The sequence below is a fragment of the Sphingorhabdus arenilitoris genome, from assembly GCF_042651485.1.
Classification (GTDB): domain Bacteria; phylum Pseudomonadota; class Alphaproteobacteria; order Sphingomonadales; family Sphingomonadaceae; genus Sphingorhabdus_B; species Sphingorhabdus_B arenilitoris.
This window is the reverse complement of sequence record NZ_JBHSDH010000010.1, coordinates 120,184-141,342: the sequence shown is the minus strand read 5'-3', so window position 1 is coordinate 141,342 and position 21,159 is coordinate 120,184. Positions and strand designations below refer to the sequence as shown.

Here is a 21,159-nt window from a genome sequence, read left to right as displayed (position 1 = left end):
AAAGCAGGGAAATATTTACAATAAGCTTGAGGCCGTAATGTAGTTACATTTTGGCTTGGGCAACTTAGATTAAGGGGCTGGATACAGTGAAAAACACCCGTATTAGCAAATTCAAATATGCCGCCGCGCCGATGGCAATCGGCCTAGCGCTGATCGCAACACCTTCTTTTGCGCAAGATTCTGCAGCAGATGAAACCACTGCAGTTGAAGAAGATGCGATTGTCGTTACTGGGTCGCGCATTCAAAACCCAAATCTGGAGCTTTCAAGCCCAGTTGGTGTTGTGACTTCGGAGGAATTGTCTCTGCGTCAAACCAACACAGCTGAGACCTTCCTGCGCGAACTGCCCGGTGCGGTTCCTAGCATTGGTTCTGCCGTGAACAACGGTAATGGCGGTGCGTCTTTCGTCGACCTTCGTGGCCTTGGTGCAAACCGCAACCTGGTTTTGCTTGACGGACGCCGCGTTGTGCCCGCCGATTCCAACGGCATCGTTGACTTGAACATCATTCCTTTGGCCGTAATTGAGCGAACCGATATTTTGACCGGTGGTGCAACTACCACTTATGGTGCTGATGCGATCACTGGCGTTGTCAACTTCGTCACCAAGCGTAATTTCGCTGGATTGGAAGCTGAAATTAGCAATGGCTTAACCGAGCGCGGTGATGGCAATCAATTGCGCGCCGACATCACCATTGGCGCCAATTTCGACGATGGCCGCGGCAACGCGATTTTGAGCATTGGATATCAAGAGCAAGATACTGTATTCCAAGGCGACCGTGAATTTTCGGAATTTAACATTGGTTCTTTCACTGGAGCACCAGGCGGCTCGTCCAACTCGGTTCCAGCCAACATTCGTGGTCCGATCAGCGGTCAGATAACCGAGGATGGACTGTCCGTTGGGCCGTTTGACCGCCCATTTAACTTTAACCCTTTCAACATTTTCCAAACCCCGTTTGAACGCTTCAACGTTTTCAGCGCAGCGCGTTATGAAGTTTCTGACGCTGTTGAAGTATACACGCAGGCGATGTTCTCCAAACAGACGGTTTCAACGAAGATCGCGCCGGGTGGATCGTTCTTTAACACCTACACATTCAACTATAACAGCCCGTTCATTAACGACACGATTGGCAACCAAATCTGTGCTGGTGCCGGTGTTTTAACCCCGGCACAATGTACCGCTGCTCTGAATACGCCATTTGGGCCTACGCTGCCCGACGGTTCGGCTAACCCTGACTACCAAACCTTCCAAGCGTCGGTTCGCCGCCGTACGGTTGAGACAGGTACACGCGATTCGGCCTACACAACGCAACTTTTCAACGTGATGGCTGGCCTTCGCGGTGACATTTCCGACAATATCTCCTGGGATTTTTCGGCAGGTTATGGCGAATCGGAGCGGATCGAACGTCAATCGGGTTATGGCCGCCTCTCGCGCATTCAACAGGCAATTTTGAACCTGCCCGATGGCTCTTGCGTTGATTCAAGCAACGGATGCGTTCCTCTGAACCTGTTCGGACTAGCCGGTTCGATCACGCCCGATCAAATTGGATTTTCCTTTGGTCAAACGCAGCAAGTGATCAACACAACCACTTTGGCAACTGCCAACGGTACGGTTTCCGGTGATCTGGGCTTTGGCTTTGGTGATGAGCCAATCGCCTTTGCCGTGGGCGGCGAATATCGCAAATATACCGCAACGCGTTTGAGCGATGAAGCATCGCAAACTCCAGGCGCGGTTGTTGGCGGCGGCGGTGCTGCTCCGGACATTAGCGGCGGATATAACGTATACGACGCTTTCGGCGAACTCAGCATTCCGTTGTTCAGCATTGCTACAATCGATCTGGGCGCGCGTTATTCTGACTATTCGATTTCGGGCGGCGAGTTCACTTGGAAAGCGGGTGGTACGTTGACCCCGCTTGATTGGTTCACCATCCGTGGCAACTATCAGCGCAGTACCCGTGCACCAAACGTTGGCGAATTGTTTACCCCGGTATCAACCAGCTTGGACAACTTTGGCTTCGACCCATGTCAGGGTTCAGCGCCAGTAAACAATGCTCAGTTGGAAGCCGTATGCTTGGCACAAGGTGCGCCTGCTGACTCCATCGGCGAAATTGAACCACCAGTAGCCGGTCAGATTAACGTCACCACAGGCGGTAATCAAAATCTAGGTGTTGAAAAAGCGACAACTTGGACCATTGGTGCTTTGGTAGAGCCAGAGTTTCTTCCAGGCTTCTCGATGACGGTCGACTATTTTAACATTGTTATTAAAGACGCGATCTCGACACCAACACCTGGTGATGCGATTGGTGTGTGCTTCAACAATCTGTCGGCCGCAAGTGCGACTGATCCAGAATGCACACGCATCCGCCGTAACCCGCTCGATGGCAGCCTCAGCGGTTCGCCAGATGACACGCCGGGTCTCGATTTGCCGCTTACCAACCGCGGCTTTTATTCAACCGACGGTATCGATTTAAGCTTGCGCTATAAGACGGATTTGACCGACAATCTCGGCCTGTCGCTGTCGTTTGACGGTACTTGGACAAACAAAAATGTCTTCCGCTCGATTCCGGGTGGTGTTGATCGCAACTGCGTTGGTTTCTACAGCGTCAACTGTGCATCAATCCAACCAGAATTTGGTTTCACGCAGCGGACGTCGCTTGATTTCGGAGATGATTTCCGTCTCTCGCTCTTGTGGCGTTACATTGATGCTGTTCAATATGAGCCGCTTCAATTCGCTGAAGACGTCGCAGCTGCGGAACGCGCAAACCGCGACGTGAATGGAGCATTGCTGGCTGTCGATGATCAAGAATGCCCAGATTTCAATGGTGCCGATGACGGTGGTTGCTTGATTGAGCCTGATTTCCGCAGCATTGGGGCGAAGCATTATTTCGACCTGACTGGCCAATGGAATATCACCGACGCGGTTACCTTTACGCTGACCGTACGCAACTTGTTTGATAGTTTGCCCAAGGTTGTTGGTTCTGATATTGGTACCACCGCATTCAATAGCGGAAACGTTTATCCATCGACATATGACGCCCTTGGTCGTCGTTATGCCGCATCGGTTAAATTCCGTTTCTAAATCCAAATTGGCTTAAAGCCGATAAAAAAAGGGGCGTTGCATTTGCAGCGCTCCTTTTTTATTATGGGATCATACTTTTTGGGGATTATAAATGACGCGTGATGTAATCATTGCCGGCTTAGCGGCGACTTTGGTTTTTTCTCTATCTTCCGCTAATGTTGCGGCGACTGAAACGACTGATAGCCCGCCTGCATCTAGCACCGCCGAAAAATCGAAAAAGATAACCGATCGAAAACATCCCGACTATGTTCGGTGTCGCACCGAACCTGTGCTGGGTTCGAACGCGAAGAAGCGGCGTGTCTGTTTGACCAATAAGCAATGGGCAGAAGTTTCCCGAGATGGCAACGCTATGGCGCGCGACATGGTTGAATCGGGCACTTCACGGCCCAATCAAGGCAACTAACGCCGCCATCACTTGACCCTAAGCACCAACGCCCCGTCGCCTTCCTCGACTTTGACGACCGAACCGTCGGGCACTTCACCGCGCAGCAGCATGTCGGCCAGCGGGTCTTGTAAATGGCGTTGGATCGCGCGTTTGAGCGGGCGTGCGCCATAGACGGGGTCATAGCCTACCCGGCCAATCCATTCACGGGCCTTTTCGGTCAGGTCCAAGGTGATTTTCCGGTCAGCCAGCAATTTCTGCACCCGCTTTACCTGAATATCGACAATGGGGGCCATATGTTCGGGCGCGAGCCGGTGGAACAATACGATTTCGTCCAAGCGGTTCAGGAATTCAGGGCGAAAATGCGCGCGCACACTGTCCATCACCGCTGGCTCGGCCTTTGACACATCTTCGCCGTCACCCAGCGCCGCCAGATGCTGGCTACCCAAATTGGACGTCAGGATAATCAGTGTATTGGAAAAATCCACCGTCCGCCCCTGTCCATCGGTTAGCCGCCCATCGTCGAGCACTTGCAGCAAGATGTTGAACACATCGCCGTGCGCTTTTTCAACCTCATCAAACAAAACAACCTGATAGGGACGCCGCCGGACGGCCTCTGTTAACACGCCGCCTTCGTCATAACCGACATAGCCGGGAGGCGCACCGATCAGGCGTGATACGCTGTGCTTTTCCATAAATTCGCTCATGTCGATACGTACCATCGCGCTGTCATCATCGAATAAGAATGCAGCGAGCGATTTGGTCAGCTCGGTTTTGCCCACGCCGGTCGGGCCAAGGAACAGGAAGCTGCCGAGCGGGCGGTTTGGATCCTGCAAACCGGCACGGCTGCGACGTACGGCTTTGGACACGGCGTCCACCGCATCTTTTTGGCCAATCACCCGTTTGCCGATCCAGTCTTCCATTTTGAGCAATTTGTCGCGTTCACCCTGCAACATTTTTTCAACCGGAATGCCGGTCCATTTGGCGACAACAGAGGCAATGTCTTCCGGCGTTACTTCTTCGCGCAGCATCGCGCCTGCGGTCTGAATACCGGCCTCGGCGAGCCTTTTTTCAAGGCCGGGAATCGCACCATATTGCAGCTCACCCGCTTTGGCGAGGTCACCGGCGCGCTGCGCTTGCTCCAATGCGATCCGCGCGGCGTCAAGCTCTTCCTTGATCTTCGCTTCACCTGCTATTTTGTCTTTTTCGGCTTGCCAGCGCTGCGTCAATTCCGCCGATTTCTGCTCCAAATTGGCGAGCTCACCTTCGAGCGTATTCAACCGGTCCTTGGACGCATTGTCGCTTTCTTTCGACAGCGCCTCTCTCTCGATTTTCATCTGAATGATTTTCCGGTCGAGCGTTTCGATTTCTTCGGGTTTTGATTCGACCTCCATCCGAATACGCGACGCTGCCTCATCCATCAGGTCGATGGCTTTATCGGGCAGGAACCGGTCGGCAATATATCGATGGGACAAGGTTGCTGCCGATACCAATGCAGCATCGGTGATCCGCACGCCGTGATGCAGTTCATATTTTTCTTTCAGGCCGCGTAAAATGCTGACCGTATCCTCGACAGTCGGTTCGCCAACAAATACCGGCTGAAACCGGCGCTGCAATGCGGGGTCTTTTTCGACATGTTTTTGATATTCATCCAGTGTGGTTGCGCCAATGCAGTGGAGCTCGCCCCGCGCCAATGCGGGTTTCAGCAGGTTGGACGCATCCATTGCCCCTTCGCCTTTCCCTGCACCAACCAATGTATGCATTTCGTCAATGAACAGGATGATGTCGCCTTCACCCTGCTTCACCTCATCCAGAACGCCTTTCAGTCTTTCTTCAAACTCCCCGCGATATTTCGCGCCGGCAATAAGCGAACCCATGTCGAGCGCCATTAACTTGCGGTCTTTCAGGCTATCGGGGACATCGCCGTTGGCAATGCGCAGCGCCAGCCCCTCGGCAATCGCGGTTTTACCGACGCCTGGCTCACCGATTAGCACCGGGTTATTCTTCGTCCGCCGCGCCAAGATTTGCACCGTGCGGCGGATTTCTTCATCCCGGCCAATGACCGGATCGAGTTTTCCCTCGCGGGCCACCTCGGTCAGGTCGCGGGCAAATTTTTTCAGGGCATCATACCGATCTTCGGCACCTTGCGTGTCGGCGGTCCGGCCGCCGCGAAGCGCGTTGATCGCTGCGTTTAATGCTTCGGCTGTCACATTCGCATCGGATAGCGCTTTGCCCGCCGCCGTGCTTTTGGCCAGTAACAGGGCAAGCAACAGCCGCTCAACCGTGACATAGCTGTCCCCTGCTTTTTCAGCGATGGTTTCGGCGCTATCGAGCACCCGCACTGCATCATTGTCGAGCCCGGGGGTTTGCTGCGCCCCGCTGCCTGAAACCGATGGTATTTTGGCAAGCGCAGCGTCGGTCCCGGTTGCCGCTGCTTTCGCATCACCACCCGCTTTGGCGATCAGCCCGGCTGCCATACCTTGTTCATCCTCCAGCAGCGCTTTAAGCAGATGCTCGGGCGAGATGCGTTGATGGTTCATCCGGATGGCGACTGTTTGCGCGCTTTGCAAAAATCCTTTCGCACGGTCAGTGAATTTCTCAAGATTCATATGTGGGTCCTTATCTTTCGGCGCTCCCCGGCCTTTTACCAAAATAGGGAAGCTTTCAACTTATGTAATGTTGCATATTTATCACACAAGAGGCGGGGATGAAAATGGGTTGCCGGGAGTTGACCTTTGTGCGACGCCATGGGCAGAGGAGAGCGGAATGAAATGGTTTAAGCGCATAGGTGGCGGCCTGTTGATTTTGTTGTGCACCGTAGCTGCCGGCCTTGCATTTTGGGAGCCTTTCACGGTTACCGCCGCCGCGCCGCCGCCCGAGCGGACCTATGACGTTCAAATAGCCCGTGATGAATTTGGCGTGCCGCATGTCTATGGGCAAAGCGATGCCGATACCGCCTATGGGCTGGCCTATGCCCATGCCGAGGATGATTTTCCGGTGCTGCAAGAGGTTGTTGCGATGACCCGTGGCCGGGCAGGAGCCATGTTGGGGCAGGATGGAGCCGCGATTGATTTTGCCGCCCATATGCTCAACGTACGGGACACCGTAGACCGCAAATATAAGGAAATCCCCGCCGATGTCCGGCTGGTTCTTGACGGTTATGCCGCCGGATTAAATCATTATGCGGATAAGCATCCAGATGAATTACGTCTATCCGGGTTGTTTCCCGTAAATGGCAAAGACATTGCCACCGGATTTGTGCTGCGCGCACCGTTTTTCTATGGACTGAACAATACGATTGAAAAGCTGGTCAAAGATGAAGAGCCGACCGACAGGCCGGTGGAGAAACTGGGCAAGAAGGCTGCGATGCTGTCCCCTACTGGCAGCGATCCGGAAATGAACGGTTCCAATGCTTGGGCGGTTGCACCCCAGCGAATGAGCGATGGCAAAACATGGCTTATTTCCAATTCGCACCAACCTTATGAAGGCGGCGTTGCATGGTATGAGGCGGTGATCCATTCGGGTGAGGGGCTGAATATGGCAGGCGCGCTATTCCCTGGATCGCCTTTCGTTTTGCTGGGCCATAACCGTGATTTGGGTTGGACGAATACGGTCAATCAACCCGATTTGATCGACGTGTATAAGTTGGAGATGAATGAGGCGGGAACCCATTACCAGATCGACGGAAAATGGGAAAAGTTAGACACCAAACGAATTTGGCTCCCCGTCAAAATGGGACCATTTACGCTTCCAGTTCCGCGCCAGATATATCGCAGCAAACATGGGCCGGTGATCAAAAATGCGAAAGGCGCTTTTGCGATCCGCTATGCTGGCATGGATAATATCAAGGCGCTGGAACAATATTTTCGGGTACAAAAAGCGACGAACCATGGTGAATGGGAAAAGGCGATGCAAATTGGTGGGACGCCCGCCACCAATTTTATTTATGCAGATAAAAGCGGCACCATCGCCTATTACTATTACGCTCTGCATCCCGACCGGAAACCCGGCTTTGACTATAATCGCACATTACCCGGCAATCGCAGCGATTTGATATGGACCGAAACCCGCAGCTGGGATGCTATCCCGAAGATCGTTAATCCGCGGTCCGGCTTTGTTATCAACGCCAATAACACGCCTTTCCTTGCGGCGGGCAAGGGGTCTGAACTGGACCGGTCTGATTTCCCTCAGGAAATGGGCATTGAGGCGCGCACTACAAATCGGATCATCCGGGCCTTGGAACTGATGCCGCTGAACGGGAAAATCACGCCGGATGCGTTGATGGCGATGAAATATGACACCGGCTATAGCAAGGTCAGCTTTGTCGGCGGGTGGATGCAGCAGCTGCTATCGGTTAATGTCTCGGATGACCCGCAGCTGCAATCGGCGCAGGATTTGCTGCGGCAATGGGATTGGAACAGCGACGGCAACCACAAAGCCGACACTATCGGCGAAGCCATGGTTCATATGGCCGCACGCGACGCGTATAATGGCCGCAAACTGCCCGATCCACGGAGCAGCTTGAAAGAGGTTTCGGACCATTTGATGACCCACTTCGGTCGGTTGGATCCGCCGCTGGGTGATGTCCAAAGGTTGATCCGGGGCAAGGTGAATATGCCAGCCTTTGGCGGCACCGATACATTGCGCGCTGCGACCATTTGGGACCCGCAGGATAACGGCCAAATGCGGGTGCGCCATGGCGACAGTTTCATCATGCTGGTGACATGGGATTCGAATGGCAAGGTCGAAAGCCGTTCGCTCCAGCCCTATGGCGCAGCAACCAACCGGCCTGCCTCGCCGCATTACACCGATCAGATGCAGTTATTTTCGCAAAAACGCTACAAACCCGTGCATTTCGCTTGGGAAGACGCAGTGGCACAGGCGAAAAAAAGCGGGAAGGGAGTTTATCGTCCATAAGGATTGGTTCAGTAAAGTTGGCGTTTGTCGAAAATATTGACCATGCTGGGTCTTTACCGCTGCATATCGGGCAGAGCGGCCTTACCATTGCGGCCATCCATTTTGTTCCATCATAAACACCGCCGGGGAGCGTCCAATGATCCGTAAATTATCCGTTGCATTATTATTATCGGCAACCAGCTTGACCGCGATACCGGTTGCTGCGCAGACGGCGCAGGCTGCTGCTGCCGAAGCCGCTCCTGTGGCTGATCTGATCAAAGCGGTCGATATTCCTTATGAGAATTTTAAGCTGGATAACGGGCTGGAAGTCATTGTCCATACCGACCGCAAAGCACCCATTGTGGCCGTGTCAGTCTGGTACCGTGTTGGATCGAAAAACGAGCCCGAAGGTAAAACGGGATTTGCGCATTTGTTTGAGCATCTCATGTTTAACGGCAGTGAAAACGCACCAGGCGATACATTTGAACCGCTGCAACAAGTCGGCGCGACCGACCTGAACGGCACCACTTGGTTTGACCGGACCAATTATTTTGAAACCGTGCCGACGGGTGCTCTCGATCTCGCGTTGTTTTTGGAGAGTGACCGAATGGGGCATCTGCTCGGTGCGGTTACGCAAGAGAAGCTGGATATTCAGCGCGGCGTTGTTCAAAATGAAAAAAGGCAGGGCGATAATCAGCCTTTTGGCCTCACCGAATATGAGCAGCTCGAAAATCTCTACCCTTCCGGTCACCCCTATCACCACAGCACCATTGGTTCGATGGCGGACCTGGATTCGGCTAGTCTTGAGGATGTGAAAAAATGGTTCACCGACAATTACGGCCCTAATAACGCGGTGCTGGTGTTGGCGGGGGATATTGACCTTGCCACTGCCAAGGAAAAAGTGACCAAATGGTTCGGCGATATTCCAAGCGGCCCCGCGATCAAGCCGCTGGATATCGATGTGCCTACACTGGATGCGCCCAAGTCCAAAACGATAAAGGATCAGGTCTCCACGACCCGTATTTACCGCATGTGGGCCGTGCCCGGTCTCAATAATCCGGATTACCTGCCGCTGTCGATGGCGGGTTCTGTTTTGGGCGGCCTTGCCAGCTCTCGGCTGGAAAATAGCTTGGTCCGCGAACAGCAGGTGGCCGTTGATGTTTCTGCAAACGCACAGATTTTTGCTCAAGGCGGTCAATTTGTCATTTATGCCGATGTGAAACCTGGCGTGGATGCGAATTTGGTGGCGGCCAAGCTTGATGAGCAGATCGCTGATTTCCTGAATAAAGGTCCGACCGACGATGAGCTCCAGCGGGCGGTAACCACTTATGTTTCCGGGACTATCCGCGGGCTGGAACAAGTGGGCGGGTTCAGCGGCAAAGCGCCTAAGTTGGCCGAGGGGCTACTCTATTCAAACAATATCGGTGAATATAAGGTTGAGCTGGAACGGGCAGCAGCGACCACTCCAGAACAGGTCCAACAAGTGACCCGTAAATGGCTATCGCGCCCGGTATTCTCTTTGATTGTCGAGCCGGGAGAGCGCACCGAAGGCGGTGAAAATCGAGGCGGATTTATCACAGCGCCAGCGATGGCTGTTGGCGCTGGGGCGCTTACCCCTGAATATTATTTCGGCCCGGATGATGCGAAAGCGCAAAAGACGCCGATAGCCAACACAGGAGCCGACCGTTCGAAATTTCCTGAGGTCGGCACATTACAGGCGCTCGATTTCCCTGATATTGAACGGACCACACTGGCCAATGGCATAGAGGTTTTCTTTGCCAAAAGATCAGCGGTTCCGGCTGTGCAAGTCGCAGTCAGTTTTGACGTCGGCTATGCCGCTGATCCAAAGGACGCATTGGGCACGCAATCTTTAATGCTGTCCTTGATGGATGAAGGCACAAAAACGCTCAATAGTGTGCAACTGGCCGAGGCGCAGGAGCGGCTGGGCGCGAATATTTCATCGCGGGCGAGCAGCGACAATACGATATTCCAGCTATTTGCGCTGAAACCCAATTTGGAAGCATCGGTCGATTTGCTCACTGATTTGATCCGCAATCCAGCGATGGATCCCGCCGAGCTGGAACGCGTCCGCGCGCAGCAGCTCAACCGGTTATCCTCCGAATTGACAGAGCCATTTCCGCTCGCGTTTCGGACGTTGATGCCGCTGCTATTTGGTAAGGACCACCCCTATGGCACCCCGCCATCAGGGACCGGCGACGCCGAAGTCGTAAAACAGCTCAGCCGTGATGATTTGATTGCATTTCACCAAAAATGGCTGCGCCCCGACAAAGCGCAGGTATTTGTTGTGGGGGATACCAGCCTATCCGAGGTAAGCCGGATATTGAACAAAAGTTTGGGACAATGGGCCGCCCCCAAAACCGCTGCCCCGCAGAAGAATTTTAACGTCAAAATTCCAGAGCAGACTTCACGCATTGTTTTGGTCAATCGTCCGAAATCGCCGCAGTCTGTAATCGTGGCTGCGCATGTCATAGACAAAAAAGGCTCCGATGATCTGGTGACATTGCGCGCGGCGAATGACGTTTTGGGCGGCAGTTTCTTAAGCCGACTGAACACCAACTTGCGCGAAACCAAAAATTGGTCCTACGGCGTCGGCAGTCAAATTACGTCTGGCAAGGAACAGATCAGTTTCCAGATTTATGCGCCGGTGCAGGCTGACCGGACAGGAGACTCGATCACCGAATTGTTGAAGGATTCTAATGCCTTTTTGACTGATAAAGGCGTTACCGAGGCGGAGCTGACGCGCACCGTCAATGGCAGCATCCGGGAATTACCGGGCAGCTTTGAAACTTCGGCTGATGTGCTCGGCGGTGTGCAAAATATCGTCAATTATGGACGCCCTGATGATTATTATGAAAAAATCGCGGATAAATATCGGGCAATGACAGCGGCTGATGTTGACGCTGCGGCACGCGGCGATTTGCGGACCAACGACCTGTTATTTGTGGTGGTCGGGGACGCTGAAACCGTCAAACCGCAGCTTGATAAATTGGGATTGCCAATTGAAATGGCTGCAGAAGCTGCTACCGATAGCACCGCGGATAAAGAATGATCCTGGCATATTAAAAAGTTTTTAGGAGACAGAAAATGGCAGCAGTTGACGGCGCATATGACGTTGTAGTGAAAAGCCCCATGGGCGACCAAAATTCGGTTTTGACCGTAAACAGCGATGGCGCAAGCTTTAGCGGCAGCATGGCTGGCGCAATGGGCAGCATGGACATTAACGACGGCAGCGTTGACGGCAACACGCTGACATGGAAAATGGACATGACTGTGCCGATGCCAATGACCTTGGAATGCAGCGCGACTGTTGACGGCGATTCGATCACTGGCGAAGTTGTTGCTGGCGCATTTGGATCCATGGGTCTGAGCGGCACACGCAAAGCTTAATTCGGCATTTGGCGGCGGGGTTAAGCTCCTTCGCCAAACCGTCCCAAAATATTTCAAGGCCGTTCATCCTGGGGTGAGCGGCCTTGTTCTATTGAACTACCATGCTTAAGACTGAGGGGGATAAGCTTTTGCGATTCCCCGCATTCCGATTGCTGCGACCAATTGAAAGAAATTCTGCTATGAACCAGCTTGCCTCTTCCTCACAGCTCCGCATGTCATTGCTGCGATGGTCGTTATTCGTGATTCCGACGATTATGTTACTCGGCTTCCTGTCTGGAACTGTCTCTGGATCGGGCGAAGAAAATGCATGGTATCAGGAATTGGTGAAACCGGAAATTCAACCGCCGGGCTGGGTATTTGGCGTGGTATGGCCGATTTTATATTTGCTGATTGGCCTCGCCTTCGCAATGATTTTGCACGCGCGCGGCGCAAAGGGCCGGGGGCTTGCCATCGGGTTATTTTTGGCTCAGCTATTGCTCAACTTTGCATGGTCACCGCTATTTTTCGGACAGCATCAGGTGACGACCGCATTTTACCTCATCCTCGCGATATTATTCATTGCAATAGCGGCTACCTTTGCCTTTGGCCGCATTCGCAAGGCGGCGGCGTGGTTGATGGTGCCCTATTTGGCCTGGCTTAGCTTCGCTTCTATTCTCAATTTTCAGATAGATAGGTTGAATCCTGATGCAGAGGGTCTTTACGTTCCAGCAGCGAGCGCCCAAATAGGATAAGACACAGCCATTACGGCAAGACGGAGTTTGAATATGCAAAGCGAAAATAAGATTTTTGACGACATCGCCAAAATGCTGAACGGTGTGGCGGGCACGGTTGCAGGCATGGGCCGCGAGGCGCAGGAAAATATGCGGGAACGGGCCAAGGAATGGACTGGCGGACTCGATCTGGTGACGCGCGAGGAATTTGAAGCGGTGAAGCAAATGGCCGCCAATGCGCGCGCAGAGGCAGAGGCGCTGGCCAAGCGTGTTGAGCAGTTGGAGGCGGGGATGAAGCCTGCCAAAGCTGCCGCAAAGCCTGCCGCCAAAGCAGCGACGCGCAAAGCCGCAGCAAAGCCCGCACCGCGCAAACCAAAAGCATAGGGAGGCCGGGCGGTTAACCCTGCCCACAATAGTTTTCCACAATGCACCCACAGACTTGTGCGTGGCGGCCCATCATCGCGCTTGCGCTGATTCTGCGTGCAAGGCAATAGACGGCTATGCTCATCCGGTTTCGCCCCTATGCCTGATCCCGACGAAGATTTCGCCAGCTTTGACCGCGACGAATCGGCACCGATGGATATGTTTGCCGCCTTGTTCGAGGCACGCGGCTGGTCGCATGAAGCCAATGGCGACGAAGAGGTTAGTGCAGAATATAAGGGAAGCTGGGCCAGCTATCAGATAAGAGCGATTTGGCGCGGGGAGGATAATAGCCTTCAGGTCATCATCCTGCCCGATGTGACCGTCCCGAGTGATAAGAGAAACGATATTTATCGCGCGCTTGGCCTGATCAACGAACAATTGTGGATGGGGCATTTCGATATATGGTCGAATAATGGCATTTTATTATTCCGTCATGGATCGTTATTGCCCCCAAATGGCATGCTCGGGATCGATCAGGCGCAAACCATCATCGATGTTGCGATCGACGAATGTGAGCGCTTCTATCCGGTGTTTCAGTTCATCATCTGGGGCGACAAAAGCCCGGAAGACGCGATTGCCAGTGCGTTAGTGGAAACCCATGGCGAGGCTTAGGTAGGACCACTTTTCGTTTTGATCAAATAATGCATTTGCGCGCGGCTAATCGGTTTTTTGGGATCATCCTGCCACGCGGTTGCCTCTACATTGGCCATGGTTCGGCCCATGCGAACGACATGGCCCACGGCATAGGTTGTTTTGGTTAAACCGCCGCGCATAAAATCAACCGTCACGTTAACTTGCTTTATCGGCGCGTCGCTGCCTCTGCTGATCAACGCTTTATGAATGGCGGCCACAGCGGCCATTTCCAATAGGCCCGATATCGCCCCGCCATGAAGGAAGCCGGGCCTGCCCTGCACTTTATCGTCAAACGGCATTTCGATGACGGGCGCTTCGCCGCTATTGTCCGATATGATCATACCCAATGCCCGGGCGTAAGGCGGCAATTGCGCGGTTTCATTTTCCTCTGTCATTATTGCCAACCACCCACACGGATGAAAGTGCCGCTGGCATGGGCGAGCGGATCGTCAATGTCGCCATTATGGGCAATGCCCCGGACGAAACCAATATTGCGGCTGATATGATAGCATATGCCCCGGCCATAGACACGCTCTCCCGCCGGAGAAGGGCGCAGATAATCAAGTCGAAGATCCATCGTAACTTGCGGGATAAATTCCCCGCGTTTTTGCCAGATCGACATGCTCGTCGCATTATCCAGCAGGCTGATCACCACGGCCGACGCGATAACACCGGTTTGCGGGTCACCGACCAAATCAGCGCGCCAATCAATCATCAATTCAACCCAGTCATCACCATGCGCGGAATATTCCATATTCAAAAATCCGCCATGACCAATTTTGCCCATGAAATTATTGACGATTTCGGGATTAAAACGGGTTCCGGTGGGAATGGCCGAACTGGTGCTTGCATTGGTCATAAACTATTCCCTATCCAAGATGCCGGTCCATGCAAGGAAATTCAATTTATGGAATCTACATCCTCATTGCTACAATCGGCTTTAACGCCTGCATTTCTGCTGGTTGCTCTGGGCAGCATGCTGGGGCTATTTACCGGACGCCTATCCCGCGTGGTCGACAGGTCGCGCGATTTGCAGGCCATTTATTCCGAAACCAAAGGACAGGAGCATGACCGCGTCGTTGCAGAGCTGCGTGATTTGGAAAAACGCATCCATATCGTCAACCGGGCGATTGCTTGCGGCGTGCTGAGTGCGATCACGGTCAGCATTTTGATCGGCATATTATTCGTTATCGAATTTACCGGCTTACAATTGGGCCGCTATGCCGTGGGTGCGTTTTTGATTGCCATCGGGCTTTTGGCCTCGGCGCTGATATTATTCATGGCCGAGGTGCGCTTTGCTATCCGCAATGTCAGGATCAGTGAGGAATATCTCGAGCTGCCCCGCCGCCAAAAACGCGACTAGGGTCAGAACCTATTCAACCGGTTTCGGCGGTTCAATGCTGGCGGCATAAGTGGGTGTCACCCGGGCGTTGGATATTTGTTCATAGGCATAGCCGACCTTCAACACGGCATGGTCATGCCAGCGCGCGCCGGTAAAGCTGATCCCCACCGGTAAGCCGCCCACGGCGCCCATCGGAACGGTCAGATGCGGCGCGCCTGCTATCGCTGCCAAGCTGCTGGCGCTGGGGCCTGTAAAGTCGTCACCTTTGCCGAGGGCCGATAACCATGCAGGGCCATTTGTGGGCTGCACCAGAAAATCGACTTTATGCGTTACGAGCAACCGGTTGATATGATCATTCACGCGCTGCGTCAGGCTATCGGCCAGCTGCTGCAACTCTTCTTTTGACAAAGTCGTTGCCTCGCCGCGCTCAAATCCGCTTTGGTCAAAATATTGCAATTCGGTATCTGGATTGGCGGCGTTAAATGCGATCAGATCGGCGAGGTTTTTGTGCGGGACCAGACCGGCGGGGAGGCTTTGCAAATAGGCGGCCATGTCATATTTCAATTCACCAAACAGCAATATGCCTTCATCGCGGCCAACATTGCTGTCCAGGCCTATGCCGCTATCGGCTATTTCCACAATTACCGCGCCCGCCGCCTTCATTTGCGCCACGGCTTGGTCAAACAATTCGGCCACCCCGGCATTGTCGCCCACTTCATCGCGCAAAATGCCGATACGGGCATTCTTCAAATCGCCGCCTCGCAGGCCATTTGCATAATCCCCGCGCCACGTGTCGGCGTCTTTCGTTGCGGAATCAGCTGGGTCGGTGCCAGCCATCGCGGTCAACAGGATCGCGGCGTCCAACACGGTTTTCGTCATCGGTCCAGCGGTATCCTGTGTATGGCTGATCGGGACGATATGAGTGCGGGACACCAGCCCTACAGTGGGTTTGAAGCCGACGATGCCGTTGACCGAGGACGGGCATACGATGGAGCCATTGGTTTCGGTGCCGATGGTCGCAGCGGCAAGCCCCGCGGCCATAGCTGCCCCGCTTCCCGCCGATGAACCGCATGTATTGCGGTCCAGCGCATGAGGGTTTTTGGTCAAGCCGCCGATGGCGCTCCATCCGCTGGTACTATCGTCGGAGCGGATATTGGCCCATTCGGACAGATTGGTTTTGCCCAATATCACCGCGCCCGCTTCGCGCAGGCGGGCGACCATCGGGGCATCGCGCTGGGTTATGTTACCTTTCAGCGCCAATGAACCGGCGGTTGTCGGCAAGTCACCCTTGGCCTCGATATTGTCCTTTAATAAAATAGGCAGACCGTGCAGCGGTCCGCGATATTTACCGGCTTTTATTTCTGCATCCATCGCCCGCGCTTGATCCAGTGCGTCGGGAAAGGTCGCGATAACGGCGTTTAATGTCGGTCCAGCATCGTCAATTTCGGCAATTCTTTTCAAATAGGCCGCCACGATCGCTTCGCTGTTCAACAGGCCGTCATCAATCCCGTCGGCCAGTTCAAACAGGCTGAGATTTTCGATCGGGCCATATTTCTCGATTGCGGCGCTGGCGTCCTGCGTGGAGGGCGGCGGCGCGACTGACGCTGCTGCGGGACTGGCGGTTATCAACAATGCGGCGAATGCGAATGTCCGAAATGTCATGCCTCTGCTTCCTTTCCTTGCTCGACCGAACGGTCATGCGCGGCGCGCAACGTGTTTTCCATTAAGCGTAATATCGCCTTATCTTCATCCATCACCGCAAGGCCAGCTGCCGTGGAACCGCCTTTTGACGCGACACGCGAGGCCAGCTCTGCAGGGGGAAAGGGGCTTTGCGCGGCCAGCAGCGCGGCACCCTCCGTCATTTCGCGGGCCAGCCTCTCGGCCTGCTCTGCTTCAATGCCCAGTTTCGTTCCCGCTGCCGCAAGTGCGTCAATGAAGCGGTATAGATAGGCGGGGGCACATCCGGCGATGGCGGTGAAGGCGTGCATATCTTCCTCCGCCGGCATCCAATAAGGCGTGCCCAATGCGCAAAGCCATTTCTCGGCATCAGCTTTGTCCGCCTCGCTCAACCCTTTTGCAAAAAGCCCCAACGGCGATTTGCCCAGCGCAACCGCCAGATTGGGCATAACCCGCAATATCCGCGCACCGGGAAAATGCCGAGCCAAGCTATCGGTGCTGACCCCGCCCATGATGGAAATAACAAGCGCACCGGGATTAAGCAGCGCGGCAATCTCCTGCGCCATTTCGGCGAGCATATAGGGTTTGATACCAATCATCAGCTGGTCATATTTCTGTCCCGGCTGATCGGCGGTGGTGAAGTGCCGCGCGTCTGCGGGTATGTTGCGGTCGGTTGGTTTGACAATATGAAAATGCGCGCCCGGCACGCCCGCCGCCATCCATCCTGTGACCATGGCCCCGGCCATATTGCCGCATCCAAATAACAACATCGGGGCAGGAAAGGCGGCGGCGCTATCAGTCATAATCACGTCTCAGATTTTTAGGGTCAGGAAAAGGCTCAATCCGTTTGGCAGCTTTGCTGGCGGCGCTCCGGCTTGGCGCACTGCATCGGCGCGGGCGCGTTGTAATATCCCGGGGGCGACACCGGCCTCATAAAAAATATAGTCGGCTTCACCCAATAAGCGGGCGGTGCGCAGCGTCAAGTCATCGGGATCATTCGATAGGAGCGTTATCTGGGCCAAGCCATTTTGCGCTGGGCTATCGTCACGGTCCAACCAAGTGGCGACCGCTGCCTCATCTTGCTCAGCAAAAGGATCAAGCGCGCCGCCGGGCTGAAAAGCCTGATCCAGCGCACGCCTGCGTTCGGGTGCACCGGGCCAGCGGCGTTTGATGGCATCGCGTGCCGATTGGATATTGTCGGCCAAGCGTCCCAATCGCGAGGGCAATAAAGCCTCCAATTTTTGCCGGATCGCTTTGGCCATACCCGCCGATGCGCCGCCCGTTCCGACCGCGATCAGAACCGGTGTGCGATCAATAATGGCAGGTGTCGTAAAATCGCATAGATCGGGTTTGTCGACCACATTGACGATCATGCCTTTGGCGCGCAGCCGCTGTGCAGCCTGAACGGCCTGCTCGTCATCGTCGATCGCGACAAAGGCAATTTTGGCGCAGCGGCATATGGCATTGGGGCAATCATCCACGCATATGCCGCCCGCCCGCTCAATCAGCCGCCTTTTTGCATCTGCGGCATCCCCGGTTCCGGCCAGCACGACATTTTTGCCGCGCAGATTGACGAAGAGGGGGAGCTGGTCCATCTGGGTCAGTCCAGCCAATCCGGCACATGCTCTGCCGCCAATATGGTTGCAGGCTTAATCCGTTCCGCCACAACCGCAAACCGGTCGCCATCGACCAGAACCTCGGGCACGAGGCCGCGGCTATTATAGGTGCTTGCCATCGTCGCGCCATAGGCACCCGCCGTGCGGAAAATGGCAAGGTCGCCAGCCACAAATTCGTCGGTTTCGCGGTGCATGGCAAATGTGTCTCCTGTTTCGCAGACAGGGCCGACAATATGTGCGGTCATCCGCTGACCATTGGGTTCAACCGCAACAAATTCATGATAGGCATCATACATGGCTGGACGCGCCAGATCATTCATGGCGGCGTCGACAACCACAAAAGGAACGTTGCCGCCGCCCGGTTTGACGCGGATCACCTGAGTGACCAATATTCCCGCATTACCGGCAATCACTCGTCCCGGTTCGAACATCAAGCGGACGCCCCAATCCCGCGTCACCCTCGCGACCATATCGCCATAATCGGCGGGGCTGGGCGGATTGTCATCGCCGCTGTAAGTGACGCCCAATCCGCCGCCCAAATCGACATGGGTGAGCGCTGCGCCGCTGCTACGAATATCGGCAATCAGGGTGCCGACCTTAACAAAGGCCGCCTCGAGCGGGGCAAGGCTGGTCAGCTGGCTGCCGATATGTAGCGCAATGCCGCGCACATTGAGGCCGGGCAGGGCCGCGAGCCGGACATAAATGCCCTTGGCCTTGTCAAAAGCCACGCCAAATTTATTCTCTGCTTTACCGGTTGAAATTTTGGCATGGGTGCCTGCATCCACATCGGGATTGATGCGCAGCGCAATATGGGCGGTTTTTCCCACCCGCTTGGCAACGGTGGATAGCTCGATACCTTCTTCTTCCGATTCCACATTAAACTGGCCTATCCCCTGTTCCAGCGCATGGGCCATTTCCTGCATGGTTTTGCCCACGCCGGAAAAAACAATATCCTCCGCTTTCATGCCCGCAGCCAAAGCACGGTCAAGCTCTCCTGCTGAGACCACATCGGCGCCGTAACCCTCACGCGCCAAAATACGCAGCACGGCGAGGTTCGGATTGGCTTTTATCGCGAAAGCAATATGCGGATTGTCGAGTTTAGACAGCGCGTCCTTAAACACCCGTGCGTGCCGGACAAAGGTTGCGCGCGAATAGACATAGACGGGCGTTTCCACCGCTTCGGCTATTTTGGGCAAGGGCACATCTTCGGCGTGGAGCACGCCATTTTTCAATTCAAAATGATCCATCGGGTTCGCTTACTGATTATGGGGTTTTGTATTTGGGTTCATCTTCAGAGCCGGGCTGCGCAACTGTTTCTTTGGGTTCCGCTGTATCACCTGCGCTCGGCCCGTCTACTTCCGGTTCGCTGCCGGGCGGTAAATCAAACGGATCATCTTCGCGCCGTTGCGACCGGCTGAGTATTTCTGCGCTGCGGCCTGGCCGCGCCTGCGGTGACGGGGTCAAAAGCTCATCGGGCGTTTCAGCCTTTTCTTGGCCATAGGCTACGGGTAGCGATTTCGAACCGGGCTGCGGTTCCAATTCGCCATATTTTCCGCAACCGGCAAGAACCAATAAAGCAGCAAAAGCGCACAGCCGGGGCGTTAGGGGTAAGGCGAGTTTCATAACCGATTCGTCTGTTTTATGAGCATGATTTGCTGCCTTACCTGTTCCGGCGCGGTTCCGCCATAGCTGGTACGACTGGCCACCGATCCCTCAACACTCAGGTCCGGCAAATCATAACCTGCCACCCTTTCGTCGATTGCGATTATATCCTTTGCGGTTAAATCGGCAAGCCCGCAACTGCGTTCTTCACACAGCTTGACCGCTGCGCCCGTGATATGATGCGCCTCGCGAAATGGAATACCGGCCTCCCGAACCAACCAATCGGCAAGGTCGGTGGCGGTCGAAAAACCGCTATCGGCCGCCGCGCGCATTTTTTCTGGATTGAATGTCATGCTTTCCACCATGCCGGTCATCGCGGTCAGGCACAGGCCTAGTAGGTCATGCGCCTCAAACACCGGCGGCTTGTCATTTTGCATATCTTTGGAATAGGCCAGCGGCAGGCCCTTCATCATCATCATCAACGCATTCAGACATCCGGTAATGCGCCCTGCATGACCGCGCACCAGCTCGGCCGCATCAGGGTTGCGTTTTTGCGGCATGATGGAGCTGCCCGTGGACCAGGCATCGGACAGTTTAACAAATCCAAACGGCTGCGATGCCCAGATGATAATTTCTTCGGCCAACCGCGATAGATGCAGCGCGATTTGCGATGCCGCCATCAAATAATCCAGCGCGAAATCGCGGTCCGAAACGCTGTCCATTGAATTGGAGGTAGGCCGGTCAAAACCCAGTGCCTTTGCCGTCATGTCGCGGTCATTGGCAAAACCCGTGCCCGCCAGAGCCGCGCTGCCCAGCGGGCATTCATCATTGCGCTGATTACACTGGTGCAGACGGCTGACATCGCGGCTGAACATTTCGTAATAGGCGAGCAGGTGATGGCCCAGACTAATCGGCTGTGCGACCTGCAAATGCGTGAAGCCGGGCAATATCGTGTCAGTATGTTCTTCGGCGCGGGCGATCAAGGCCTGTTGCAATTCTGATACAGCTCCCAAAACCTCGGTTACGGCATCGCGCGTCCACAGGCGAAAAGCGGTTGCAACCTGATCATTGCGCGAACGAGCCGTATGCAGACGGCCCGCAACGGGACCGATAATTTCGGTCAGCCGCGCTTCGATCGTCATATGAATATCTTCAAGCGCCAGGTTAACAGGCACGCCTTCGGCTGCATATTCCGCCTCAATCTGTTTCAATCCGGCGGTGATCCTATCGGCGTCGGGCCGATCAATGATGCCAGTTTTGCCGAGCATTTCGGCATGGGCGATTGACCCGCGAATATCCTGCCGCCAAAGCCGCTTGTCGAATGGGATAGAGGCATTTATCTCTGCCATAACGGCGGCGGGGCCTTCGGCAAAACGTCCGCCCCACATCTGGTTGC

The 21,159-nt window shown here is 54.7% G+C and carries 18 protein-coding genes; 9 read left to right on the top strand and 9 right to left on the bottom strand.

What is annotated here, in order from left to right; genetic code table 11:
* The first annotated feature begins 86 nt into the window (after positions 1-86).
* Together ACFOWX_RS02140 and ACFOWX_RS02135 are read left to right on the top strand one after the other, a co-directional pair.
* On the top strand, positions 87-3,074 hold the full coding sequence (locus tag ACFOWX_RS02140) for a TonB-dependent receptor plug domain-containing protein (RefSeq protein WP_381420813.1): 2,988 nt from the start codon (positions 87-89) through the stop codon (positions 3,072-3,074).
* A gap of 91 nt (positions 3,075-3,165) precedes the next feature.
* Entirely contained in the window at positions 3,166-3,477 is a 312-nt protein-coding gene (locus tag ACFOWX_RS02135; protein ID WP_381420811.1) for a hypothetical protein, read from the top strand.
* Between the two features lie 8 nt (positions 3,478-3,485).
* Here ACFOWX_RS02135 and clpB read toward each other — a convergent pair whose 3' ends face one another.
* Positions 3,486-6,065, bottom strand: coding sequence for an ATP-dependent chaperone ClpB (gene clpB / locus ACFOWX_RS02130; RefSeq protein ID WP_381420809.1), 2,580 nt, complete (start codon positions 6,063-6,065; stop codon positions 3,486-3,488).
* 157 nt (positions 6,066-6,222) lie between these two features.
* Here clpB and ACFOWX_RS02125 point away from each other — a divergent pair, with 157 nt between their 5' ends.
* From ACFOWX_RS02125 to ACFOWX_RS02100, 6 genes are all read left to right on the top strand, one after another.
* Positions 6,223-8,373: a penicillin acylase family protein gene (locus ACFOWX_RS02125; protein ID WP_381420807.1), complete on the top strand. Its 2,151-nt coding sequence runs from the start codon at positions 6,223-6,225 to the stop codon at positions 8,371-8,373.
* A 136-nt stretch (positions 8,374-8,509) separates the two neighbouring features.
* Positions 8,510-11,422 (top strand): M16 family metallopeptidase, encoded by a 2,913-nt coding sequence (locus tag ACFOWX_RS02120; protein ID WP_381420805.1) that lies wholly within the window; start codon positions 8,510-8,512, stop codon positions 11,420-11,422.
* 35 nt (positions 11,423-11,457) lie between these two features.
* Positions 11,458-11,760, top strand: a complete 303-nt coding sequence (locus ACFOWX_RS02115; protein WP_381420803.1) for a hypothetical protein — start codon at positions 11,458-11,460, stop codon at positions 11,758-11,760.
* A 179-nt stretch (positions 11,761-11,939) separates the two neighbouring features.
* Positions 11,940-12,491, top strand: a complete 552-nt coding sequence (locus ACFOWX_RS02110) for a TspO/MBR family protein (RefSeq protein ID WP_381420801.1) — start codon at positions 11,940-11,942, stop codon at positions 12,489-12,491.
* A 33-nt stretch (positions 12,492-12,524) separates the two neighbouring features.
* Positions 12,525-12,854: an accessory factor UbiK family protein gene (locus ACFOWX_RS02105; protein WP_381420799.1), complete on the top strand. Its 330-nt coding sequence runs from the start codon at positions 12,525-12,527 to the stop codon at positions 12,852-12,854.
* Between the two features lie 138 nt (positions 12,855-12,992).
* The gene (locus tag ACFOWX_RS02100) at positions 12,993-13,505 is read left to right on the top strand and encodes a type III secretion system chaperone family protein (protein WP_381420797.1); all 513 of its coding nucleotides are present in this window, start codon (positions 12,993-12,995) and stop codon (positions 13,503-13,505) included.
* On the opposite strand, the gene ACFOWX_RS02095 is transcribed toward ACFOWX_RS02100, so the two are convergent.
* Together ACFOWX_RS02095 and ACFOWX_RS02090 are read right to left on the bottom strand one after the other, a co-directional pair.
* Entirely contained in the window at positions 13,502-13,921 is a 420-nt protein-coding gene (locus ACFOWX_RS02095) for a PaaI family thioesterase (protein WP_381420795.1), read from the bottom strand. The genes ACFOWX_RS02100 and ACFOWX_RS02095 overlap by 4 nt on opposite strands.
* The gene (locus ACFOWX_RS02090; protein WP_381420793.1) at positions 13,921-14,385 is read right to left on the bottom strand and encodes a PaaI family thioesterase; all 465 of its coding nucleotides are present in this window, start codon (positions 14,383-14,385) and stop codon (positions 13,921-13,923) included. The genes ACFOWX_RS02095 and ACFOWX_RS02090 overlap by 1 nt, the downstream gene beginning before the upstream one ends.
* A 48-nt stretch (positions 14,386-14,433) precedes the next feature.
* Here ACFOWX_RS02090 and ACFOWX_RS02085 point away from each other — a divergent pair, with 48 nt between their 5' ends.
* Entirely contained in the window at positions 14,434-14,889 is a 456-nt protein-coding gene (locus tag ACFOWX_RS02085; protein ID WP_381420791.1) for a DUF2721 domain-containing protein, read from the top strand.
* A gap of 9 nt (positions 14,890-14,898) precedes the next feature.
* Here ACFOWX_RS02085 and ACFOWX_RS02080 read toward each other — a convergent pair whose 3' ends face one another.
* The 6 genes from ACFOWX_RS02080 to argH are packed head-to-tail and all read right to left on the bottom strand — an operon-like array spanning position 14,899 to position 21,151.
* Complete coding sequence (locus ACFOWX_RS02080) at positions 14,899-16,530, bottom strand: amidase (protein ID WP_381420789.1); 1,632 nt, start codon at positions 16,528-16,530, stop codon at positions 14,899-14,901.
* On the bottom strand, positions 16,527-17,348 hold the full coding sequence (locus ACFOWX_RS02075; protein ID WP_381420787.1) for a pyrroline-5-carboxylate reductase family protein: 822 nt from the start codon (positions 17,346-17,348) through the stop codon (positions 16,527-16,529). The genes ACFOWX_RS02080 and ACFOWX_RS02075 overlap by 4 nt, the downstream gene beginning before the upstream one ends.
* A 9-nt stretch (positions 17,349-17,357) precedes the next feature.
* Complete coding sequence (locus ACFOWX_RS02070; RefSeq protein WP_381420785.1) at positions 17,358-18,140, bottom strand: precorrin-2 dehydrogenase/sirohydrochlorin ferrochelatase family protein; 783 nt, start codon at positions 18,138-18,140, stop codon at positions 17,358-17,360.
* Positions 18,141-18,145: 5 nt separating this feature from the next.
* On the bottom strand, positions 18,146-19,408 hold the full coding sequence (gene lysA, locus ACFOWX_RS02065; protein ID WP_381420784.1) for a diaminopimelate decarboxylase: 1,263 nt from the start codon (positions 19,406-19,408) through the stop codon (positions 18,146-18,148).
* A 16-nt stretch (positions 19,409-19,424) separates the two neighbouring features.
* Positions 19,425-19,784: a hypothetical protein gene (locus tag ACFOWX_RS02060; RefSeq protein WP_381420783.1), complete on the bottom strand. Its 360-nt coding sequence runs from the start codon at positions 19,782-19,784 to the stop codon at positions 19,425-19,427.
* Positions 19,781-21,151: an argininosuccinate lyase gene (gene argH / locus ACFOWX_RS02055; protein WP_381420782.1), complete on the bottom strand. Its 1,371-nt coding sequence runs from the start codon at positions 21,149-21,151 to the stop codon at positions 19,781-19,783. Before argH ends, ACFOWX_RS02060 begins: the two co-directional genes overlap by 4 nt.
* Positions 21,152-21,159 lie beyond the last annotated feature (8 nt).